We start from the raw sequence: 20043 nt of genomic DNA on the forward strand, positions 1-20043 counted from the left end.
TTCGGTGGCCCGCACAAGGTCACCGCCGCCGCGCGGGCTACCCTGGCTGCCGTGAAGGTCCTCGTCATCGGCGGCGGCGCCCGCGAACACGCCCTGTGCCGCTCTCTCTCCCTCGACCCCGACGTCACCGCTCTGCACTGCGCGCCCGGCAACGCCGGAATCGCCGAGGTGGCCGAGCTGCACCCGGTGGACGCCCTCGACGGCGCCGCCGTGGCCGCGCTCGCCACCGAGCTCGAAGCGGACCTGGTCGTCGTCGGCCCCGAGGCTCCCCTCGTCGCCGGTGTCGCCGACGCCGTACGGGCCGCGGGCATCGCCTGCTTCGGCCCGTCCGGCGAGGCCGCCCGGCTGGAGGGCTCCAAGGCCTTCGCCAAGGAGGTGATGGCCTCGGCGAACGTGCCCACCGCCCGCTCGTACGTGTGCACCACCCCCGAGGAGATCGACGAGGCCCTCGACGCCTTCGGGCCCCCGTACGTCGTCAAGGACGACGGACTCGCCGCCGGCAAGGGCGTCGTCGTGACCGGCGACGTGGAGAAGGCCCGCGAGCACGCGCTCGCCTGCGACCGAGTCGTCATCGAGGAGTACCTCGACGGCCCCGAGGTCTCCCTCTTCGCCATCACCGACGGCGAGACCGTGCTCCCCCTCCAGCCCGCCCAGGACTTCAAGCGAGCCCTGGACGACGACGAGGGCCCGAACACCGGCGGCATGGGCGCGTACTCGCCGCTCCCCTGGGCCGACCCCAAGCTCGTCGACGAGGTCATGGCGACCGTGCTCCAGCCCACCGTGGACGAGCTGCACCGCCGTGGCACCCCGTTCGCGGGGCTCCTCTACGCCGGTCTTGCCATCACGAGCCGCGGTGTACGGGTCATCGAGTTCAACGCCCGTTTCGGTGACCCCGAGACCCAGGTGGTCCTCGCCCGCCTCAAGACCCCGCTCGCGGGCGTCCTGCTCAGCGCCGCGCGCGGCACCCTCGCCGACGAGCCCCCGCTGAACTGGCACGACGACGCCGCCGTCACCGTCGTCATCGCCTCGCACAACTACCCCGGTACGCCGCGCACCGGCGACCCGATCGAGGGACTCGACGCGGTCGCGGAGCAGGACGCGCCGTGCGCGTACGTCCTGCACGCAGGGACCAGGCAGGAAGGCGACGCGATCGTGAGCGCCGGAGGCCGTGTGCTGTCGGTGACCGCGACCGGAGAGAACCTGACGCAGGCCCGCGAGCGTGCGTACGCGGCAGTCGGCCGTATCCGGCTCGACGGCTCGCAGCACCGTACGGACATTGCGCGCAAGGCCGCGGGAGCTGAGCCCACGGCCTGAACGACGGCCTGAATCCACGGCCTCCGACGGCCGTCATCACCTTTGCCCAAAGCCATTCCATCGAGTGATGGCTGCCCCATCCGGATGACGGCCGCCGAAGCCCCAACTAGGGTGCGGCGCAGGCGTTCCGGCACTTGGCCCACCGGCATTGCGATGTCAGTGGTGGGTGCCACAGTGGGGGAGTGAGCTACACCGCCGCAGGGCAGAGGGGGTGAATCCGGCCGTGTCCGGAACCGGTATCGGCGAGGAGGCGGGCGCGCTGGCTGCGCGCTCCCGGGCCCTCGCCGTGCTGCGCATCCGCAGCAGGGCGCAGGCCGTGGCGCTGCTGCCCGCGGCCGTTTCCGTCGTCCTGCTCGTCGGCGAGGCCACGGGACGTATCGGCGGAAGCTGGGACACCGCCCGCTGGGCCGTGACGGTCGTCGCGATCGTGGTGCTGCTCGTCGCGGCTGCCGTCGCCGCGGTGATCGCCCGGGCCAGGCCGGCCGTCAGCCCGACGGTGGAGCTGGCCGAGGAGGCCGCCCCGGATCTGTACCGGCTGGTGGAGGACCTCGCCGGCCGGCTGGACGTCCCCGTGCCGTCCTCGATAGCCCTCACGCCGGACTGCGACAGCTGGCTCGAGGACCGTACGCACCCGGCGACCCATGCGAAGCAGGCGGCCATGCACCCCCGCACGCGCCGCTCCGGCGCGATACCGGGCGGCGTCCGCCGCTCCGCCGACGCTCCCGTGCTGGTCATCGGCTCGCCCTTTCTGTGGTGGATGCGGGTGGCCGAGCTGAGAGCCGTGCTCGCCCCGGTCGTCGCCGGTACGGGCCCGTCCGCGCACCCGGACATAGCCGCCGCCCGCCGTTTCGTGCGAGGGCTGGACGCCGCGGTGGGAGCCGCGGCCCGGCCCGGGCTCGGTCCGATACGCGGCCCGGCGCTCGGCCTGGCCGGCGGGGTCGCCAAGCTCCTGCTGCGCAGCTGCCGCGGCCATGCCGCCGAGATGGAGCGGGGCGTCGCCGCCGCCGCGTCCGAGCGTGCACAGGCTGTGGACTACGGCCTGCGGATCGTCGCCCAGGAGCAGGTCGGGCTCGCCTACGCAGGCTGGGACCGCCTGCTGACCCGGGTCGCGCTGCCCGCCTGGCGGATGGGGCGATGGCCGTCCCGTCTCGACGCCGGCGTGGTCTCGGCGCTGACCGAGCTTTCCCGCCGCGACCGCCTGGCGGAGGGCTTCGCGTCCCGGCTGGGCGAGCGACCGGCCTGCGATCTCCTGGAGGAGCCCGGCGCGGTCGACGAGGCCGCATCGCTGCTGGCCGCACGCCTCTTCCACGGCGGCCCGGCCGAGGGCGGTGCCGACTGGTCACCGGTGGACTGGCAGGCGTATCCGGAAGAGGTCGTGGACCGCAAGTGGCGCACGGAAGCGGCCCGGCTGCACCGTGTCCTGGACACGATGGGGGTGCGTCCCGCCGCGGCGCCCGCCGGGCCGACCCTCGCCCGGGTTGTGGACTACCTCTCCGGCGCAGGTCCTGGCTGTTGGGACGATGCGGACGACGCCCCCGTCGCCGAGGACGCTCCCGGAGGCCCGGCCGCCGGGCATACCCCGGGCCCGGAGTCGGGTTCCGGGTCCGACCACGCTGCCGGCGCGCACGATGCCTTTGCGGCCGAGACCGCCAAGACTGCCGAGACCGCCGCATTCCCCGCATCCGCCGCGGCCACCCCGTGCACCGCATCCGGCGCATCCGCCGACGTCGGCGAAGACGCCGACGGCCACCCCCGGTCCGCCGTCCCCGGTGCCGCGCTCGCCGCCGGAATCAGTGCCGAAGTGGCACGCGAAGAGGCCGCGCGCGAGCGGGCCGCGGGCCTCAAGGGATGCGGGGTCCCGGCGGCCGACCCCGCGAGCGGCGCCGCCGCCGTGTGGGGCACGGACCCGCTGCCCCTCCTCCCGCTCCTGCCGCCCCGCACCGCCCGTGAGCTTCTCGCCGACCATGTCACCGCCATGGTCTGTTGCGCGGCCGTCGACACCGCGGGCGCCGTGCCCGGGCTCGACTGGCTCGACGGGCCGGCCCTCCTCATCCGCGGCGAGCGCAGCGTGGATCTGGGCGGCCGGGTGCTGAGTCTGGTCGAGGACGGCGATCCGGGGCCCCTGCGCGACTGGTTCACGTCCGTGGGAATCCGCTCCGAGAAGCCCGTCCGCCTGGTCTGAGGACCGGGCCTGAGCGGAATAGTGCGTTCCGTTCACGCCAATTCACGACGAACGGTGACGGAGTGCGTGCGTTATGTGATGTGCTGGAGGTCGACGCTGACAGCAGGCGCTTTCATCAACGGCTTCAGCGGCTTCAGTGGCTTCAACGACTTTCATCATCGGCTTTTCATCAACAGCGGTCGCGGGGGAATCGAAGGAGGGGCGCCATGGGGGCGGAGCAGATCCGGCGGTGGGAATCGGGCGCCCTCGCCCACGCCGTCACCGACCCCTTCGGCCAGGGCCCCCTACCCTGGCTCCGCGGCAGCGAGCACTACTTCGACGACACCGGCCAGGTCGTTCCCTGGTACGCGGACCCGGACCGAGGCAAGAGCGCCCGCGGCCCCCGCACCGCCGACGACGTACGCCGCCAGATCAAGGGCTTCACCTCCACCGGCGCCGTCGCCCCCGGCGAGGCCATCGACTTCCATGTGACGGTCGACCCGCCCCAGCAGTTCTCCGTCGACGTCTACCGGATCGGTCACTACGGCGGCGACGGCGCCGCCAAGATCACGACCAGCCCTCGGCTCTCCGGCATCGTCCAGCCGTCCCCGCTCACCGCCGACCGCACGGTCTCCTGCCACCACTGGTGGCTCTCCTGGCGGCTGCAGATCCCCTCCTACTGGTCGATCGGTGCGTACGTCGCCGTCCTGACCACCGCCGACGGATACCGCTCGCACATCCCCTTCACCGTCCGCGACAGCCATCCCGCCGATCTGCTCCTGCTCCTCCCCGACATCACCTGGCAGGCGTACAACCTCTATCCGGAGGACGGCCGCACCGGCGCCAGCCTCTACCACGCCTGGGACGAGCACGGGCGGCTCCTCGGCGAGGAGGACGCCGCGATCACGGTCTCCTTCGACCGTCCTTACGCGGGCGCGGGCCTGCCCCTCCACGTCGGCCACGCGTACGACTTCATCCGCTGGGCCGAGCGGTACGGCTACGACCTCGCCTACGCCGACACCCGCGATCTGCACGCCGGCCGGATCGACCCCACCCGCTACCGGGGCCTGGTCTTCCCCGGCCACGACGAGTACTGGTCGGCGCCCATGCGCCGCACCGCCGAGCTCGCCCGCGAGCAGGGCACGTCCCTCGTGTTCCTCTCCGCCAACACCATGTACTGGCAGGTCGAGCTCGGCCCGTCCCCCTCCGGCGTCGCCGACCGTCTCCTCACCTGCCGCAAGCGCCGCGGCCCCGGCCGCCCCGCGCTCTGGCGCGAGGTCGACCGGGCGGAGCAGCAACTGCTCGGCATCCAGTACGTCGGCCGGGTCCCCGAGCCCCACCCTCTGGTGGTGCGCAACGCGGAGCACTGGCTCTGGGAGGCGACCGGCGCGGGCGAAGGAGACGAGATCCCGGGCCTGGTCGCCGGCGAGGCCGACCGCTATTTCCCGCGCACCCCGCTCCCCGACCACCAGGGCCGCATCCTCCTCGCCCACTCGCCCTACCAGGACGGCGACGGCGTCACCCGCCACCAGGAGACGTCCCTCTACCGCGCCCCTTCCGGCGCCCTCGTCTTCGCCTCCGGCACCTTCGCCTGGTCCCCGGCCCTCGATCGCCCCGGCCACGTGGACACCCGTATCCAGCGGGCGACCGCCAATCTCCTCGACCGCATCTGCAAGCGGGACTGACGCCGCCGCCGGCGCGACCGACGACCCCGTCCGTGCCGGTCCGCGCTCCGTACGGGAGAATCGAAGCGCTCCTGGATCAATCTACGCGGAGGAACCGTGTCCGGATTTGTAGAAAAGCCCGAGCCGCTTCAGGTTCCGGGACTGACCCACCTCCACACGGGCAAGGTGCGCGACCTGTACGAGACCGAGGCCGGTGACCTCGTGATGGTCGCGAGCGACCGCATGTCCGCGTACGACTGGGTGCTGCCCACCGAGATCCCCGACAAGGGGCGGGTCCTCACACAGCTGTCCCTCTGGTGGTTCGAGCGTCTCGTGGACCTCGTCCCCAACCATGTGCTCTCCACCGACCTCCCGGCCGGCGCCCCCGACGACTGGGCGGGTCGCACGCTCGTCTGCAAGGCCCTCGACATGGTGCCGGTCGAGTGCGTCGCCCGCGGCTATCTCACCGGCTCCGGCCTCGCCGAGTACGAGCAGACGCGTACGGTCTGCGGCCTCGCCCTCCCCGAGGGCCTTGTGGACGGCTCCGAGCTCCCGGCTCCGATCTTCACGCCCGCCACGAAGGCGGCCGTCGGTGACCACGACGAGAACGTGTCGTACGAAGAAGTCGCCCACCAGGTCGGCGCAGAGACCGCCGCTCTGCTGCGCCAGAAGACCCTCGCCGTCTACGGCCGCGCCCGGGACATCGCCCGCGAGCGCGGGATCATCCTCGCCGACACCAAGTTCGAGTTCGGCTTCGACGGTGAGGAGCTGATCATCGCGGACGAGGTGCTGACCCCGGACTCCTCGCGCTTCTGGCCCGCCGACCAGTGGCAGCCGGGCCGCGCCCAGCCCTCGTACGACAAGCAGTACGTGCGCGACTGGCTGACCTCGCCGGCCTCCGGCTGGGACCGCAGGAGCGAGCAGCCGCCGCCTCCGCTGCCGCAGGAGGTCGTGGACGCGACCCGCGCCAAGTACGTGGAGGCGTACGAGCGGCTGACCGGCACCCGCTGGTCGTAGCCGGGCGTAGGCAGCGTCCGAGAAGGCACCAAGCACGAAGCAGGCACGAAGAAGCCCCCCGGCCGACCGGCCGGGGGGCTTTCTCAGAGCGGACGACGAGATTCGAACTCGCGACCCTCACCTTGGCAAGGTGATGCTCTACCAACTGAGCCACGTCCGCATGCGCCGTAGCGCGGGAACCACTATAACCCAACCTCGCCCACAGGTGAGACACGGCGAGCCGTGCCGCTTCCCGGGGTCGAGCCGCGAGCCGAACTGCTGCGCAGGGCCGAGGAGTCAGGACCCCGTGCGGGTGTGAGTCCGGCCACATCGATGAGGGAACCGTCGGCGCCCCGCCCGCAGATACGTCGAAGGTCACGCACCTGCGTCGAAGGTCACGCACAAACGACGAAGGTCACGTACAAACGACGAAGACCCCGGTCGTGATGACCGGGGCCTTCTCAAGAGCGGACGACGAGATTCGAACTCGCGACCCTCACCTTGGCAAGGTGATGCTCTACCAACTGAGCCACGTCCGCATTGCTGCCGCTCAGCTCTCACTGGGCGGTGCGTTCACCACTGTACCTGATCCACCGGAGTGGTCGATGAGTGGTGCGGAGCGGGTGACAGGAATTGCACACTGCGCCTTCCCTCTGGAAGAGGGCTGTTCTGCTACTGAACTACACCCGCACGCTCCGTGAGGTCCGGCCTTCCGGCCTCGCCCCTCGGCGTGGTCCAGACTCTAGCCCACCTGCGGGGGTGCAGTGCAACTCGGTTCACCAGGCATGACGCTTCGCGGGCTCTTCTGCCGGTGATCCGGGGCGTGTTCAGCTCGCCTCGCGGAACGCCTCGTAGACCCGCTTGGGGATCCGGCCGCGGGCCGGCACGTCCATCTTGTTGGACTGGGCCCAGGCGCGGACGGCGGCCGGGTCGGGCTCGAGTGCGGTGTGCCGGTACTCCTTGCGCGCCTTGCCCGCGTGCCTGGAGGCCTTGCGTCCTGCCGCCACGTAAGGGGCGAGAGCGTTGCGCAGTTTCTTTGCATTGGCGGGATTCAGGTCGATCTCGTACGACTTCCCGTCCAGGCCGAACCTGACCGTTTCCGCCGCTTCTCCGCCGTCGATGTCGTCGAAGAGCGTGACCACTACGCGCTGAGCCACGGATATCGGTCCTTTCCTGCGGTTTCGCCGTGCCAGGACGGCCGGATCGCAACCGGATTGCGACTCGGTCGGTGCTGGCATGCGGCGATACCGGTATTCCGGCTGATGCGGGGCAATGCTGCTTTCCGCTGTATTCCTTTGTACAGCGGTCGGCGTCGCATTGTGAAGCCCAGCCAATTGCATCAGCGTGTCTTCCGCAATGGGGCGGGGCGGTTTTTCTCTGGATTTTCACATGGGGTTTCACTGGGGCTCTCCGGATATCTATGCGCGTAGATTTTCCGGGCGGGTACGCTGAGGGAACCGCCTTCAGCACCACACCACCGGGAGTGCCAGTGGCACGCGTCGTAGTCGACGTCATGCTCAAGCCGGAGATCCTCGACCCGCAGGGACAGGCGGTGCAGCGCGCACTGCCCCGTCTGGGCTTCGAGGGGATCGCCGACGTACGTCAGGGAAAGCGCTTCGAACTCGAGGTGGAAGGGCCCGTCGACGACGCCGCCCTCGCCCGCATCCACGAGATGGCCGAAACGTTCCTCGCCAACACCGTCATCGAGGACTTCGTCGTAAAGGTGGAGTCGTGACCACTCGCATCGGAGTCGTCACCTTCCCTGGAACGCTCGACGACCAGGACGCACTGCGCGCCGTCCGCATCGCGGGCGCCGAGCCCGTTTCGCTGTGGCACCGCGACAAGGACCTCAAGCAGGTCGACGCGGTCGTCCTCGCGGGCGGCTTCTCCTACGGTGACTATCTGCGGGCGGGCGCCATCTCCCGCTTCTCGCCGGTGATGGAGACGATCATCGAGCAGGCGAAGGCCGGACTGCCGGTCCTCGGCATCTGCAACGGCTTCCAGATCCTCACCGAGGCCCATCTGCTGCCCGGCGCGATGCTGCGCAACAACCACCTGCACTTCATCTGCCGCGACCAGAAGCTGCGGGTGGATAACGCGGGGACGGCCTGGACCTCGGACTACGAGGAGGGCCAGGAGATCTCCGTTCCGCTGAAGAACATGGACGGGCGCTACGTCGCCGACGAGCACGTCCTCGACGAGCTCGAGGCCGAGGGCCGGGTCGCCTTCCGCTACCTCGACGGCAACCCCAACGGCTCGCTGCGCGACATCGCGGGCATCACCAACGCCGCCGGCAACGTCGTCGGCCTGATGCCGCACCCCGAGCACGCCGTGGAGCCGCTGATCGGCACCGGCGGCACCGAGGGCCTCGGATTCTTCACCTCGATCATCAAGAAGCTGGTCGCCGCATGACTCTGGACACCGTCAAGCACGCAACCGAGACGCCCGAGGTCGAGCAGCCCTGGAAGGAGCTCGGCCTCAAGGAGGACGAGTACGCGCGCATCCGCGAGATCCTCGGCCGCCGCCCGACCGGCGCCGAGCTCGCCATGTACTCCGTGATGTGGTCCGAGCACTGCTCGTACAAGAGCAGCAAGGTCCACCTGCGCCAGTTCGGCGAGAAGGCCCCGGAGAACGACGCGCTCCTCGTCGGCATCGGCGAGAACGCGGGCGTCGTGGACGTCGGCCAGGGGTACGCGGTCACCTTCAAGGTCGAGTCGCACAACCACCCCAGCTACATCGAGCCCTACCAGGGCGCCGCCACCGGCGTCGGCGGCATCGTCCGCGACATCCTCGCCATGGGCGCCCGCCCGGTCGCCGTCATGGACCCGCTGCGCTTCGGCGCCGCCGACCACCCCGACACCAAGCGCGTCCTGCCGGGCGTCGTCGCGGGCATCGGCGGCTACGGCAACTGCCTGGGTCTGCCGAACATCGGCGGCGAGGTCGTCTTCGACTCCTGCTACCAGGGCAACCCGCTGGTCAACGCCCTGTGCGTGGGCGTCATGAAGCACGAGGACATCCACCTCGCGAAGGCGTCCGGCGCCGGCAACAAGGTCATCCTGTACGGCGCCCGTACCGGCGGCGACGGAATCGGCGGTGTCTCGGTGCTGGCCTCCGAGACCTTCGAGTCGACCGGCCCGGCCAAGCGCCCCGCGGTGCAGGTCGGCGACCCGTTCCAGGAGAAGCTCCTCATCGAGTGCACGCTCGAGATCTTCAAGGAGCAGCTGGTCGCGGGCATCCAGGACCTCGGCGGTGCCGGTCTGTCCTGCGCCACCAGCGAGCTGGCGTCCGCCGGCTCCGGCGGTATGCGGGTCGAGCTCGACACCGTCCCGCTGCGCGATGCGACCCTCTCGCCCGAGGAGATCCTCATGAGCGAGTCGCAGGAGCGCATGTGCGCGATCGTCGAGCCGCAGCACGTCGACCGCTTCATGGAGATCTGCGAGAAGTGGGACGTCATCGCCACCGTCATCGGTGAGGTGACGGACGGCGAGCGCCTGGAGATCTTCTGGCACGGCGAGCAGATCGTCGACGTACCGCCGCGGACCGTCGCGCACGAGGGCCCGGTGTACGAGCGTCCGTACGCGCGCCCCGACTGGCAGGACGCGCTGCAGGCCGACGACGCGGGCAAGCTGCCCCGCCCCGCCACGAGCGAGGAGCTGCGTGACCAGGTCCTCAAGCTGGTCGCGTCCCCGAACCAGGCCTCCAAGGCGTGGATCACGGACCAGTACGACCGCTTCGTGCAGGGCAACACCGTGCTCGCCCAGCCCGAGGACTCCGGCATGGTCCGGATCGACCCCGACACCAACCTCGGTGTCGCGGTCGCCACGGACGGCAACGGCCGGTACGCGAAGCTCGACCCGTACACGGGCGCGCAGCTCGCGCTGGCCGAGGCGTACCGCAATGTGGCCGCGTCGGGCGCGAAGCCGCTGGCGATCTCGGACTGCCTGAACTTCGGCTCGCCCGAGGACCCGGCCGTCATGTGGCAGTTCGCCGAGGCCACCCGTGGTCTCGCGGACGGCTGCCTGCAGCTCGGCACGCCGGTGACCGGCGGCAATGTCTCGCTCTACAACCAGACGGGCGAGACGGCGATCCACCCGACCCCGGTCGTGGCCGTGCTCGGTGTGATCGACGACGTCACGCGCCGTACGCCGATCGCGTTCGCCGAGGAGGGCCAGCTGCTCTACCTGCTGGGCGACACGCGCGAGGAGTTCGGCGGTTCGGCCTGGTCGCAGGTGATCCACGACCACCTCGGCGGTCTGCCGCCGAAGGTCGACCTGGACCGGGAGAGGCTGCTCGGCGACATCCTGATCTCCGCCTCCCGCGACGGCATGATCGACGCGGCGCACGACCTGTCGGACGGCGGTCTGATCCAGGCGGTCACCGAGTCGTGCCTGCGTGGCGGAAAGGGCGCTCGCCTGGTCGTCCCCGACGGCCTGGACGCCTTCACGTTCCTGTTCAGCGAGTCGGCGGGCCGCGCGGTCGTCGCCGTCCCGCGCAGCGAGGAGCTCCGCTTCACCGACATGTGCGCTGCGCGGGGTCTGCCGGCGACGCGGATCGGTGTCGTCGACGGGGACGCGGTGGAGGTGCAGGGCGCGTTCGGCATTCCGCTGGGCGAGCTGCGTACCTCGCACGAGGAGACCATTCCGGCTCTGCTCGCCTGACGCACCCGGCCCGGCGCACCAGCACGCCGAGCATGACACGAGCAACGACAGCAGCCCCCGTACGTACGGGGGCTGCTGTCGTGCCTTTCGGGGCGGTCGGCGCTGGTCCCAAGACACGGCCTAAGCGGGCGTGTCCCAGAAGGAGTCCATTTCCTCGATGCTCTCGACGCACTCGTCGATGTCGGAGATCTTGCCGCCGACGATCGTGAAGAAGAGCCCGCCCCGCATCTCTATGCCGCGGTCCCCGCGCTCGGCGTAGATCTTGTGTACGGACATGGCGTGCCCGCGTCCGTCGGGGAAGACGCCTTCGAGCTCGACGCGCATGCTGCCACCTGTGAGCTCATGCATCTCGCGGTACATGGCCAGGACGTTGTCCCGACCCTTGAAGTGTCCGGAGAGCCGGCTCCCGCCCGGCGCGTGATGGGTGCAGTCCGACGTCATCAGGGAGGCGAGTGCCTCCATGTCGCCCTTGTTGAACGCGTCGTAGCCCTGGCGGACCAGGGCGGCGTCCGGGTGCTCGGCCATGGTTGTTTCACGCCTTTCGTGCCAGTAGGTCCGCTCGCCTCCATCTTCCGCCGGGTCCGTGGGCCCTGCCATGCGGCAGCGATTACCCTCGCCCCCATGTCCCCGGCCAAGAAGCGCACCCGCAGCTACGACTCCGCCAAGATCCGTGCCGCCGTGCTCACGCAGTTCGGGCATGTGCGGGAGGCGGTGCGGACGTTGACTCCCGAGCAGCTCGCCCTGCCCACCCGGCTGGGCGACTGGACCGTGCGTGAGCTGGCCGCCCATTTCGCGCTGGCGGTCGGGTCCGTCGTCCGGAACGTCGCCCGGCCGGAGCCGGCGCAGCGGGAAGTCGGGTTGTTGGACTGGCCGTTCACGACGGCCGAGCGGGCAGGGGCGATCGACGAGGACACGCGCGCGATCGCCGACGTGGCCCAGGGCCTCGACGCGCTGCACGCGCTGTACGAGCGCACCGCCGCGGAGCTCGCCGACACCCTGGCGGCGACCCCCGACGACCGGCTGATCCAGGCCCGGATGGGGGCGATGCGGCTCGGCGACTACCTGGTCACCCGCACCGTCGAACTCGTCGTCCACACCGACGATTTGAACGACGCGACCGGTCTCGGTGTCCCGTACGACCGGCAGGCGGTCGCCGCCTGCGTACGGCTGCTCGCGGACGCGCTCGCCGTGAAGGCACCCGGCGGTTCGGTGGAGGTGCGGATCCCTCCGTACGCCGTGGTGCAGTGCGTCGAGGGCCCCAGGCACACGCGTGGCACCCCGCCGAACGTCGTCGAGACGGACCCGCTGACCTGGATCCGGCTGGCGGCGGGGCGTGCGGGGTGGGGCGAGGCGGTCGGCGCGGCGAAGGTGAGCGCGAGCGGGGAGCGGGCCGATCTGTCCGGGCTGCTGCCCCTGCTGGGCTGAGGAGGGAACCGGTGTCACAGCCGTTCCGTCAGACCGGCATGCGAACCAAGCCGATCGTTTCCGTCGCGGCAGCCGTGACCGCCCTCCTCTCGCTCACCGCCTGTGGCGCGGGTTCGGGCTCCGGTGCGGGCTCGGACGGCGCGGGCGGTTCCGTAGGGCCCGAGGTGCCCGTCACCGGCATCCACTGGACCGTCCACAGCGTCACCGTCGAGGGAAAGAAGACGGCAGCCCCCGAAGGTGCCCATATCGAGATCGACACCAAGGGCCGGGCCACGGGCAACTACGGCTGCAACCACTTCGGTGCCGATGTCACCGTCGAGGGTGACACGATCACGGTCCGACCGGGCGAGATGACGGAGATGGGCTGCCCGAAGGACCTGGAGGCCTTCGAAAAGGCGATGACCAAGGCGTTCTCCGGCAAGCTCACGGCGAAGCTGTCGGACAAGGACAACCTCACGCTGACGACGGCGAACGGTGACTCCATCGCCCTGATCAGGCAGGCCGACGCCCCGCTCGTCGGCACCGAGTGGACCGTCACGTCCCTGGTGACGGGCGACATCGCGACCTCGCTGCCGGCAGGCACGGAGAAGAAGGCGCACTTCGTCTTCGGCAAGGACGGTTCCGTGTACGGCAGCCTCGGCTGCAACACCTTCCGCGGCACCGCGAAGATCTCCGGATCCGAGATCACTTTCGGCCGGCCGGCCACCACGCGCAGGATGTGCCCGGGCCCCGAGATGACCCTCGAGCGGGCCGTGGCCAAGGTCCTGCAGGGCACGGTGACGTACGAGCTGCAGCACCGCGGCCTGTCCCTCACCGCGAAGAACGGCGAGGGACTGGCGGCGACGGGGACCCCCGGCCAGGCGTACGCCCGCCCTGGCGGTGCCGGGCCCGGTTCGAGCCCGTCCGGAACCTGAGGACGGACACACGGGGCCCGTAGGGACCATGCGGAGAGTGATGTGCGGCACGCCCCCAGGTGCCCCTTACTCGCCCGTAGGACCCCCCAAAGGCTTCATTACGCGGCTTTTGTGTGAACATCCGAGGGGGTCAACTACTGTCCGCCGCCCGTCCCCAATTCGGACCAGTGGTCGATCTCGCCTACACTCGGTGGCGTGCCACGTGGTGACGGACGACTCAACCACGACCTGCTCCCCGGTGAGAAGGGCCCCCAGGACGCTTGCGGCGTCTTCGGTGTCTGGGCTCCGGGCGAAGAGGTCGCCAAGCTCACTTACTTCGGGCTCTATGCCCTCCAACACCGGGGCCAGGAATCCGCGGGTATCGCGGTAAGCAATGGCTCCCAGATCCTCGTCTTCAAGGACATGGGCCTCGTGTCCCAGGTCTTCGACGAGACCTCCCTCGGCTCCCTCCAGGGTCATATCGCGGTCGGTCACGCCCGCTACTCGACCACGGGTGCCTCCGTGTGGGAGAACGCGCAGCCGACCTTCCGGGCCACGGCCCACGGCTCGATCGCGCTCGGCCACAACGGCAACCTGGTCAACACGGCGCAGCTCGCCGAGATGGTTGCCGACCTGCCCCGTAAGGACGGCCGCGCCACCCAGGTCGCCGCCACCAACGACACCGACCTCGTCACCGCGCTGCTCGCCGGGCAGACCGATGCCGACGGCAAGCCGCTGACCGTCGAGGACGCGGCCGCCAAGATCCTGCCCCAGGTCAAGGGCGCCTTCTCCCTCGTCTTCATGGACGAGCACACGCTCTACGCCGCCCGCGACCCGCAGGGCATCCGCCCGCTGGTCCTCGGCCGGCTGGAGCGCGGCTGGGTGGTCGCCTCCGAGACCGCCGCCCTCGACATCTGCGGCGCGAGCTTCGTCCGCGAGATCGAGCCGGGCGAGCTCATCGCGATCGACGAGAACGGTCTGCGCACCTCTCGATTCGCAGAAGCGAAGCCCAAGGGCTGTGTCTTCGAGTACGTGTACCTCGCGCGCCCCGACACCGACATCGCCGGCCGCAACGTCTACCTCTCCCGTGTGGAGATGGGCCGCCGCCTCGCGAAGGAAGCGCCCGCCGACGCCGACCTCGTCATAGCGACACCGGAGTCCGGCACCCCCGCCGCGATCGGCTACGCGGAGGCCTCCGGAATCCCCTACGGCGCGGGACTGGTCAAGAACGCGTACGTCGGCCGGACCTTCATCCAGCCGTCGCAGACCATCCGCCAGCTCGGCATCCGCCTCAAGCTGAACCCGCTCAAGGAAGTCATCAAGGGCAAGCGCCTGGTGGTCGTCGACGACTCGATCGTCCGCGGCAACACCCAGCGTGCCCTGGTCAGGATGCTCCGTGAGGCCGGCGCGGCCGAGGTCCACATCCGGATCTCGTCCCCGCCCGTGAAGTGGCCGTGCTTCTTCGGCATCGATTTCGCCACCCGCGCCGAGCTCATCGCCAACGGCATGACCATCGAGGAGATCGGCACCTCGCTCGGCGCCGACTCCCTCTCGTACATCTCCATCGACGGCATGATCGAGGCGACCACCATCGCCAAGCCGAACCTGTGCCGTGCCTGCTTCGACGGCGAGTACCCGATGGAGCTGCCCGACCCCGAGCTGCTGGGCAAGCAGCTGCTGGAGACCGAGCTTGCGGGCGGCGCCGATGCCGCCGACGCGCTCCGGCGTCCGTAGTCAGGCCCCGTCACAACCAATCGAAAGATCTCAGGCAATGTCTGCTGCGTCTGATCAGGCGACTCCGTCCCCGGACACTGGTGCTTCCTACGCGGCCGCGGGCGTCGACATCGAAGCGGGCGACCGCGCCGTCGAGCTCATGAAGGAGTGGGTGAAGAAGGCGCAGCGCCCCGAGGTTCTCGGGGGCATCGGCGGCTTCGCCGGCCTCTTCGACGCCTCCGCGCTCAAGCGCTACGAGCGCCCGCTGCTCGCGTCCGCCACCGACGGCGTCGGCACGAAGGTCGATCTGGCCCGCCGGATGGGCGTCTACGACACGATCGGCCACGACCTCGTCGCGATGGTCATGGACGACATCGTCGTCTGCGGTGCCGAGCCGCTCTTCATGACCGACTACATCTGCGTCGGCAAGGTCCACCCCGAGCGCGTCGCCGCCATCGTGAAGGGCATCGCCGAGGGCTGTGTGCTGGCCGGCACGGCCCTCGTGGGCGGTGAGACCGCCGAGCACCCCGGCCTGCTGGGTCCGGACGACTTCGATGTCGCGGGCGCCGGTACGGGCGTGGTGGAGGCCGACCGGCTGCTGGGCGCGGATCGCATCCGTACGGGGGACGCGGTCATCGCCATGGCGTCCTCCGGCCTTCACTCGAACGGGTACTCGCTCGTCCGCCACGTGGTCTTCGACCGCGCCGGCTGGACGCTCGACCGTGAGATCCCGGAGTTCGGCCGCACCCTCGGCGAGGAGCTGCTGGAGCCCACCAAGATCTACTCGCTGGACTGCCTGGCGCTGACCCGCACGACCGAGGTGCACGCCTTCAGCCACATCACCGGCGGCGGGCTCGCGGCGAACCTGGCCCGCGTCGTCCCCGACAGCCTGCACGCGGTCGTCGACCGGTCCACCTGGGCACCGGGCGCGGTCTTCGACGTCGTCGGCACCGCCGGCCAGGTCGAGCGGCTGGAGCTGGAGAAGACCCTCAACATGGGCGTCGGCATGATCGCCGTCGTGCCGCAGGAGTCGGTCGACGTGGCGCTGACGACCCTCGCCGACCGTGGCGTCGACGCCTGGGTCGCCGGCGAGATCACGGAGCGCGGCGAGCACACCACGGGCGCCGCCCTGGTCGGCGACTACGCCGGCTGAACAGCACAGAACCCGGTCCGGGGCGAGGCCCCGGACCGGGTTTCAAAGTGTGCTCGCGTCAAGCGCCGCGACGCTGCGAGGGCGAGGACTCGTCGTCCTCCTCGTCGTCCTCGTCATCGTTGTACAGCTCCGCGTAGCGGGCGTACGGGTCGTCTTCCTCGTCGTCCTCGAACGGCTCAGCGTTCGGCGGCTGGCTCGAAATCGGACTCGAAGTCGATGCGCCCAGCTCGTTGGCCAGACGCGACAGGTCAGTCCCGCCGCTGTTGTACTTCAGCTGGCGGGCGACCTTCGTCTGCTTGGCCTTGGCCCGGCCGCGCCCCATGGCTCGACCCCCTCGGTGACGGGGCTCGACGGCCCCAGAGTCTTGACACGCGTTCATGATTCGGAACGGGCTCTCCTTGGAGAGACCGGTCCGTAGAGCTTCAACGGTACCTGCTTCCGCGGCCATACGGTACGCCGCCCGCATGACATGCCACCTCACAGAACCGGCAAGGAGCTCTGTCCTCGCTGGTCAACCGCGATTTTAACCTCTTCTTGGCGGTCGACCCGCCGACCGGCGTGAGTCTTGTCTCCCCGGTCGGCGGTGACCCGTTCCCCGGCCGTGTCATGGCCGTGTCGTGACCGTGTCCAAGGCCGTGTCCATGGCCGTGTCCATGGCCGTGGGGCTCAGCGGCGGCGCGCCTCCGCCATCCGCTGCTCGGCGATCCGGTCGGCCGCCGCGGCCGGCGGAATGCCATCCGCCTTCGCACGTGCGAATATGGCCAGCGTGGTGTCGAAGATCTTCGACGCCTTCGCCTTGCACCGGTCGAAGTCGAACCCGTGGAGCTCGTCGGCGACCTGGATGACTCCGCCCGCGTTCACGACGTAGTCCGGTGCGTAGAGGATGTGGCGGTCGGCGAGGTCCTTCTCGACACCGGGGTGCGCGAGCTGATTGTTGGCCGCGCCGCAGACGATCCGCGCGGTCAGCACGGGCACGGTGGCGTCGTTCAGCGCACCGCCGAGCGCGCACGGGGCGTAGATGTCCAGGCCCTCGGTGCGGATCAGCGCGTCCGTGTCCTCGGCCACCTGGACCTGCGGGAACTTCTCGGTGATGCGGCGCACCGACTCTTCCCGTACGTCCGTGATGACGACCTCGGCGCCGTCCTCCAGCAGATGCTCGACCAGGTAGTGGCCGACCTTGCCGACGCCGGCGACACCGACCTTGCGGCCGCGCAGCGTCGGGTCGCCCCACTCGTGCTGCGCGGAGGCGCGCATGCCCTGGAAGACGCCGTACGCGGTGAGGACGGACGAGTCGCCCGCGCCGCCGTTCTCGGGGGACCGGCCCGTGGTCCAGCGGTTCTCGCGCGCGACGACGTCCATGTCGGCGACGTACGTGCCGACGTCACAGGCCGTGACGTACCGGCCGCCGAGCGATGCCACGAACCGGCCGTAGGCCAGCAGCAGCTCCTCGGTCTTGATCAGTTCCGGGTCTCCGATGATCACGGCCTTGCCGCCGCCGTGGTCGAGACCGGCCATGGCGTTCTTGTACGACATCCCGCGCGAGAGGTTCAGCGCGTCGGCGACGGCCGCTTCCTCGGAGGCGTAGGGGTAGAAGCGCGTGCCGCCGAGGGCGGGGCCCAGGGCGGTCGAGTGGATGGCGATGACGGCCTTCAGGCCAGTGGCGCGGTCCTGGCACAGCACGACTTGCTCGTGGCCCCCCTGGTCCGAATGGAACAGGGTGTGCAGGACGCCGTCGGTCACATCGGTCACGGTGGTGACTCCCAAGTACGAAGCGGCGATTTGAGGGCCCTCCTGCGGGTGGGGAGGGACCCGGTGGGCAAGAGAGTAAGTCCTACGGGTGCGTAGATCCGACCCAGTGCCCAGGATCACCCCCTCCCGGAGTACGCGCGTGGAAGGATTTGCGACATGCCGGCCGTCACTTCTGTGCTCGTCCCCTATGCCTCCTACCTGCGGGTGTACGAGCCGTTGGCGGCCTTTCCCGAGCCGGAGCGGAGCCACTGGGCGCGCTACGCCCGCGGCGACCGTACGCCCACGGCGCAGGACGAACTCCGACGCTCACTGGCGGACTTGCTGCCGACCCCTCCCGTGCCGGTGCCGGTCCACGAGAGCGCGGACGCCTTCGTCACGGAGGTGGACGGGGTGGTCTGCGTCTGTCCCTGGCGCACCCGGCTGCGCGGCTGGCTGGCGCTGGAGGAGCTGACCGCCCTGCTGCCGGCGCCGGTGCTGGACGCGGTGCTGCCGCCCGTGGTGCGCGGGCAGGCCGCGGCGGACTACGAGGCGTGGCGCGAGCGCAACCCCGACGCCCGGCCGTGGATCAGGACGGCGGTGTGGCAGGTGCCGGTGCGCTGGTTCACGCTCTTCGCGGACGAGGAGCGCGAGTACGAGCCCGGGGACGTGCCCGGGGTGCCGCCCACCCTGCGCTACCGGACGCCGATGGTGCAGGCCAGGCGCAGGCTCGCGCGGGCACTGAAGACGCTGAGGGAGACGATCGACGAGGGGCCGCTGACCGAGGGCCTGGTAGATGTGGGGAAGTGGATGGAGGAATTCCACCCGCGCTCGCTGGTCGAGCTCGACTACGGCGGGCTCGTCCACGCGCTCTCCCCGGAGGAGCTCGCCGACGACCGCTCGGCGGCGGACCTCGCCGAGGGGATCGCGGCGCTCAGGGCCGGCGACGGCGACGGTGCGGGCGAGGCGTACGGGCGGCTGAGCGAGCGGTGGCGAGCGGTGCGGCACCGTCAGTTCGCGAACTGACGTAACGGCGGCGAACTCCTGAACGGGGAGCGACGGGACGTAGGTCCCGATCCGGGCCTTTGGCTCAAGCGTGACGGACAGCACTAAGTCGCTTCTTGCGTCCATCGCCCACCCTCGTGCCAAAATAGGACAAGGAGTCCGGGGAGGGTTCCTTCCGTCTACATAAAAGGCGGATTGCTCAGCATTGCACTCTATGGGGGGTCTGATGACTCCTGATCGCTCTGTGACTGATCGTCACTGTGACGTGACTGTCCGTTATGGCATGGTCCATCGGCTTCCGCCGCTGATGAACACCTGAGAGGGCAATTCCATCGGTTTGGCCGACGTGGCTGGACAGATGGTGTAGTTGTAGTGCCGAGGACAAGCCGTTCGTCCTATAACCGACTCGGCCCGCGTCTGCCATTTCGGGCAACGTGGGTCAAGGTGCAGAATTTAGAGGAAAGAACCGAGAAGGTTCGGTTCTCCCGAGGAGGCCGCTCATGACCGCTCGCACCCCTGATGCCGAGCCGCTGCTGACCCCGGCTGAGGTTGCCACGATGTTCCGCGTGGACCCGAAGACGGTCACTCGCTGGGCCAAGGCTGGCAAGCTCACGTCCATCCGTACGCTCGGTGGACACCGCCGGTACCGCGAGGCAGAGGTCCGCGCACTGCTTGCGGGTATTCCGCAGCAGCGCAGCGAGGCCTGACACCCCGATAGCAGGGCATAGCGGGACCCCCAACCCCGCAGCCCGAAACAGAGCTCGACACGGCGGGCGCCTGCCCCAACAGGTTTCGTCGTCGATCGCGCTGGACTCCGCCGGGTCCAGCGCGATCTTTTTTGTGCGCGCACGGCCGGCGCCGCGGGGCGGCGATGCGTTGGCCAAGGGGTCGCTCGGAGTGGCGTGAAGTGGCCCCCAGACAGGTGCAATTGCACATATTAAATTGGGTGGTTGTAGGGGGTGTGTAAGTTCCGCCGTTCTGGAAATTCGTTCGGTGACTCCCGTCACATGCCCGGAGGCCGGGTCGAGGCGTCGCCCTCGGCGGACCTCTCGGCCCGCTCGATGGGTTCGAAGGCGTCCCTTGCGTCCATGGCGTCCACGGTGTCCACGGCGCCCCTTGCGTCCATGGCGTCCACGGTGTCCATAGCGTCCATGGCGTCCATGGCGTCCACGGTGTCCATAGCGTCCATGGCGAGGCGCAGCAGTCGATGGCACACCGGACAGTGCTGGGTGAGGTGCCGATAGCCGGAGACGGCCGCCAGATGGGCGCGCAGCAGCGCCCGGGTCTCGTGCCTCGCTGTGGATGCCGCCATGCGCCACCTCCGCGGTCGGGGGCC

18 protein-coding genes and 3 tRNA genes are annotated in these 20043 nt (G+C 70.1%); 13 read left to right on the forward strand and 8 right to left on the reverse strand.

Translation table 11 applies throughout. From position 1 onward, the window contains the following. The first annotated feature begins 51 nt into the window (after positions 1-51). From purD to ACWCXB_RS28760, 4 genes are all read left to right on the forward strand, one after another. On the forward strand, positions 52-1314 hold the full coding sequence (purD, locus tag ACWCXB_RS28745; RefSeq protein ID WP_450726662.1) for a phosphoribosylamine--glycine ligase: 1263 nt from the start codon (positions 52-54) through the stop codon (positions 1312-1314). A gap of 223 nt (positions 1315-1537) precedes the next feature. Next, positions 1538-3496, forward strand: coding sequence for a hypothetical protein (locus ACWCXB_RS28750; protein WP_450726663.1), 1959 nt, complete (start codon positions 1538-1540; stop codon positions 3494-3496). Positions 3497-3702: 206 nt separating this feature from the next. Next, positions 3703-5160: a N,N-dimethylformamidase beta subunit family domain-containing protein gene (locus ACWCXB_RS28755; RefSeq protein WP_450726664.1), complete on the forward strand. Its 1458-nt coding sequence runs from the start codon at positions 3703-3705 to the stop codon at positions 5158-5160. Between the two features lie 96 nt (positions 5161-5256). Beyond that, positions 5257-6156: a phosphoribosylaminoimidazolesuccinocarboxamide synthase gene (locus ACWCXB_RS28760; RefSeq protein ID WP_450726665.1), complete on the forward strand. Its 900-nt coding sequence runs from the start codon at positions 5257-5259 to the stop codon at positions 6154-6156. A gap of 87 nt (positions 6157-6243) precedes the next feature. Here ACWCXB_RS28760 and ACWCXB_RS28765 read toward each other — a convergent pair. The 4 genes from ACWCXB_RS28765 to ACWCXB_RS28780 form a co-directional block, all read right to left on the reverse strand. Continuing rightward, positions 6244-6316 (reverse strand) — tRNA-Gly (locus ACWCXB_RS28765). 285 nt (positions 6317-6601) lie between these two features. Then, a tRNA-Gly gene (locus ACWCXB_RS28770) sits at positions 6602-6674 on the reverse strand. A gap of 79 nt (positions 6675-6753) precedes the next feature. Further along, positions 6754-6825, reverse strand: a tRNA-Gly gene (locus tag ACWCXB_RS28775). A 137-nt stretch (positions 6826-6962) separates the two neighbouring features. Then, the gene (locus ACWCXB_RS28780; protein ID WP_450726666.1) at positions 6963-7292 is read right to left on the reverse strand and encodes a histone-like nucleoid-structuring protein Lsr2; all 330 of its coding nucleotides are present in this window, start codon (positions 7290-7292) and stop codon (positions 6963-6965) included. 332 nt (positions 7293-7624) lie between these two features. Here ACWCXB_RS28780 and purS point away from each other — a divergent pair, with 332 nt between their 5' ends. From purS to purL, 3 genes are read left to right on the forward strand one after another with little or no spacing between them, the layout of a single operon-like run. Further along, positions 7625-7870, forward strand: coding sequence for a phosphoribosylformylglycinamidine synthase subunit PurS (gene purS / locus ACWCXB_RS28785; protein ID WP_266379892.1), 246 nt, complete (start codon positions 7625-7627; stop codon positions 7868-7870). Further along, complete coding sequence (gene purQ, locus ACWCXB_RS28790) at positions 7867-8547, forward strand: phosphoribosylformylglycinamidine synthase subunit PurQ (RefSeq protein WP_450726667.1); 681 nt, start codon at positions 7867-7869, stop codon at positions 8545-8547. Before purS ends, purQ begins: the two co-directional genes overlap by 4 nt. Next, positions 8544-10793: a phosphoribosylformylglycinamidine synthase subunit PurL gene (purL, locus tag ACWCXB_RS28795; protein WP_450726668.1), complete on the forward strand. Its 2250-nt coding sequence runs from the start codon at positions 8544-8546 to the stop codon at positions 10791-10793. The genes purQ and purL overlap by 4 nt, the downstream gene beginning before the upstream one ends. Positions 10794-10913: 120 nt before the next feature. Here the strand turns inward: purL and ACWCXB_RS28800 are convergent, their stop codons facing one another. Further along, positions 10914-11318 (reverse strand): nuclear transport factor 2 family protein, encoded by a 405-nt coding sequence (locus ACWCXB_RS28800; RefSeq protein ID WP_450726669.1) that lies wholly within the window; start codon positions 11316-11318, stop codon positions 10914-10916. Positions 11319-11414: 96 nt separating this feature from the next. Here ACWCXB_RS28800 and ACWCXB_RS28805 point away from each other — a divergent pair, with 96 nt between their 5' ends. The 4 genes from ACWCXB_RS28805 (at position 11415) to purM (ending at position 15977) form a co-directional block, all read left to right on the forward strand. Then, on the forward strand, positions 11415-12218 hold the full coding sequence (locus ACWCXB_RS28805) for a sterol carrier family protein (protein WP_450726670.1): 804 nt from the start codon (positions 11415-11417) through the stop codon (positions 12216-12218). Between the two features lie 38 nt (positions 12219-12256). Further along, positions 12257-13132: an META domain-containing protein gene (locus tag ACWCXB_RS28810; RefSeq protein WP_450726692.1), complete on the forward strand. Its 876-nt coding sequence runs from the start codon at positions 12257-12259 to the stop codon at positions 13130-13132. A gap of 195 nt (positions 13133-13327) precedes the next feature. Then, positions 13328-14845 (forward strand): amidophosphoribosyltransferase, encoded by a 1518-nt coding sequence (purF, locus tag ACWCXB_RS28815; protein WP_450726671.1) that lies wholly within the window; start codon positions 13328-13330, stop codon positions 14843-14845. Positions 14846-14882: 37 nt separating this feature from the next. Next, entirely contained in the window at positions 14883-15977 is a 1095-nt protein-coding gene (gene purM, locus ACWCXB_RS28820; protein ID WP_450726672.1) for a phosphoribosylformylglycinamidine cyclo-ligase, read from the forward strand. Positions 15978-16035: 58 nt separating this feature from the next. Here purM and ACWCXB_RS28825 read toward each other — a convergent pair whose 3' ends face one another. Together ACWCXB_RS28825 and ACWCXB_RS28830 are read right to left on the reverse strand one after the other, a co-directional pair. Continuing rightward, positions 16036-16299, reverse strand: coding sequence for a DUF3073 domain-containing protein (locus ACWCXB_RS28825; RefSeq protein WP_360445526.1), 264 nt, complete (start codon positions 16297-16299; stop codon positions 16036-16038). A 344-nt stretch (positions 16300-16643) separates the two neighbouring features. Beyond that, complete coding sequence (locus tag ACWCXB_RS28830) at positions 16644-17726, reverse strand: Leu/Phe/Val dehydrogenase (protein WP_450726673.1); 1083 nt, start codon at positions 17724-17726, stop codon at positions 16644-16646. 156 nt (positions 17727-17882) lie between these two features. Between ACWCXB_RS28830 and ACWCXB_RS28835 the strand changes: the two genes are divergently transcribed. Both ACWCXB_RS28835 and bldC read left to right on the forward strand, forming a co-directional pair. After that, on the forward strand, positions 17883-18728 hold the full coding sequence (locus ACWCXB_RS28835) for a hypothetical protein (protein ID WP_450726674.1): 846 nt from the start codon (positions 17883-17885) through the stop codon (positions 18726-18728). 479 nt (positions 18729-19207) lie between these two features. Then, positions 19208-19414, forward strand: a complete 207-nt coding sequence (gene bldC / locus ACWCXB_RS28840; RefSeq protein ID WP_003949541.1) for a developmental transcriptional regulator BldC — start codon at positions 19208-19210, stop codon at positions 19412-19414. Between the two features lie 296 nt (positions 19415-19710). Here bldC and ACWCXB_RS28845 read toward each other — a convergent pair whose 3' ends face one another. Next, positions 19711-20019 carry a DUF6274 family protein gene (locus tag ACWCXB_RS28845; protein ID WP_450726675.1) on the reverse strand — a complete coding sequence of 103 codons (309 nt, stop codon included), beginning with the start codon at positions 20017-20019 and terminating at the stop codon, positions 19711-19713. Between the last annotated feature and the right edge of the window lie 24 nt (positions 20020-20043).

The organism is Streptomyces sp. NPDC001514, assembly GCF_053597075.1.

What these genes read in the sequence shown, in the direction of transcription:
- ACWCXB_RS28755 (WP_450726664.1), top strand. Translation starts at nt 3,703, where the DNA reads ATGGGGGCGGAGCAGATCCGGCGGTGGGAATCGGGCGCCCTCGCCCAC.
- purL (WP_450726668.1), top strand. Translation starts at nt 8,544, where the DNA reads ATGACTCTGGACACCGTCAAGCACGCAACCGAGACGCCCGAGGTCGAG.
- ACWCXB_RS28800 (WP_450726669.1), bottom strand. Translation starts at nt 11,318, where the DNA reads ATGGCCGAGCACCCGGACGCCGCCCTGGTCCGCCAGGGCTACGACGCG.
- ACWCXB_RS28805 (WP_450726670.1), top strand. Translation starts at nt 11,415, where the DNA reads ATGTCCCCGGCCAAGAAGCGCACCCGCAGCTACGACTCCGCCAAGATC.
- ACWCXB_RS28810 (WP_450726692.1), top strand. Translation starts at nt 12,257, where the DNA reads ATGCGAACCAAGCCGATCGTTTCCGTCGCGGCAGCCGTGACCGCCCTC.
- purM (WP_450726672.1), top strand. Translation starts at nt 14,883, where the DNA reads ATGTCTGCTGCGTCTGATCAGGCGACTCCGTCCCCGGACACTGGTGCT.
- ACWCXB_RS28825 (WP_360445526.1), bottom strand. Translation starts at nt 16,299, where the DNA reads ATGGGGCGCGGCCGGGCCAAGGCCAAGCAGACGAAGGTCGCCCGCCAG.
- ACWCXB_RS28835 (WP_450726674.1), top strand. Translation starts at nt 17,883, where the DNA reads ATGCCGGCCGTCACTTCTGTGCTCGTCCCCTATGCCTCCTACCTGCGG.
- bldC (WP_003949541.1), top strand. Translation starts at nt 19,208, where the DNA reads ATGACCGCTCGCACCCCTGATGCCGAGCCGCTGCTGACCCCGGCTGAG.
- ACWCXB_RS28845 (WP_450726675.1), bottom strand. Translation starts at nt 20,019, where the DNA reads ATGGCGGCATCCACAGCGAGGCACGAGACCCGGGCGCTGCTGCGCGCC.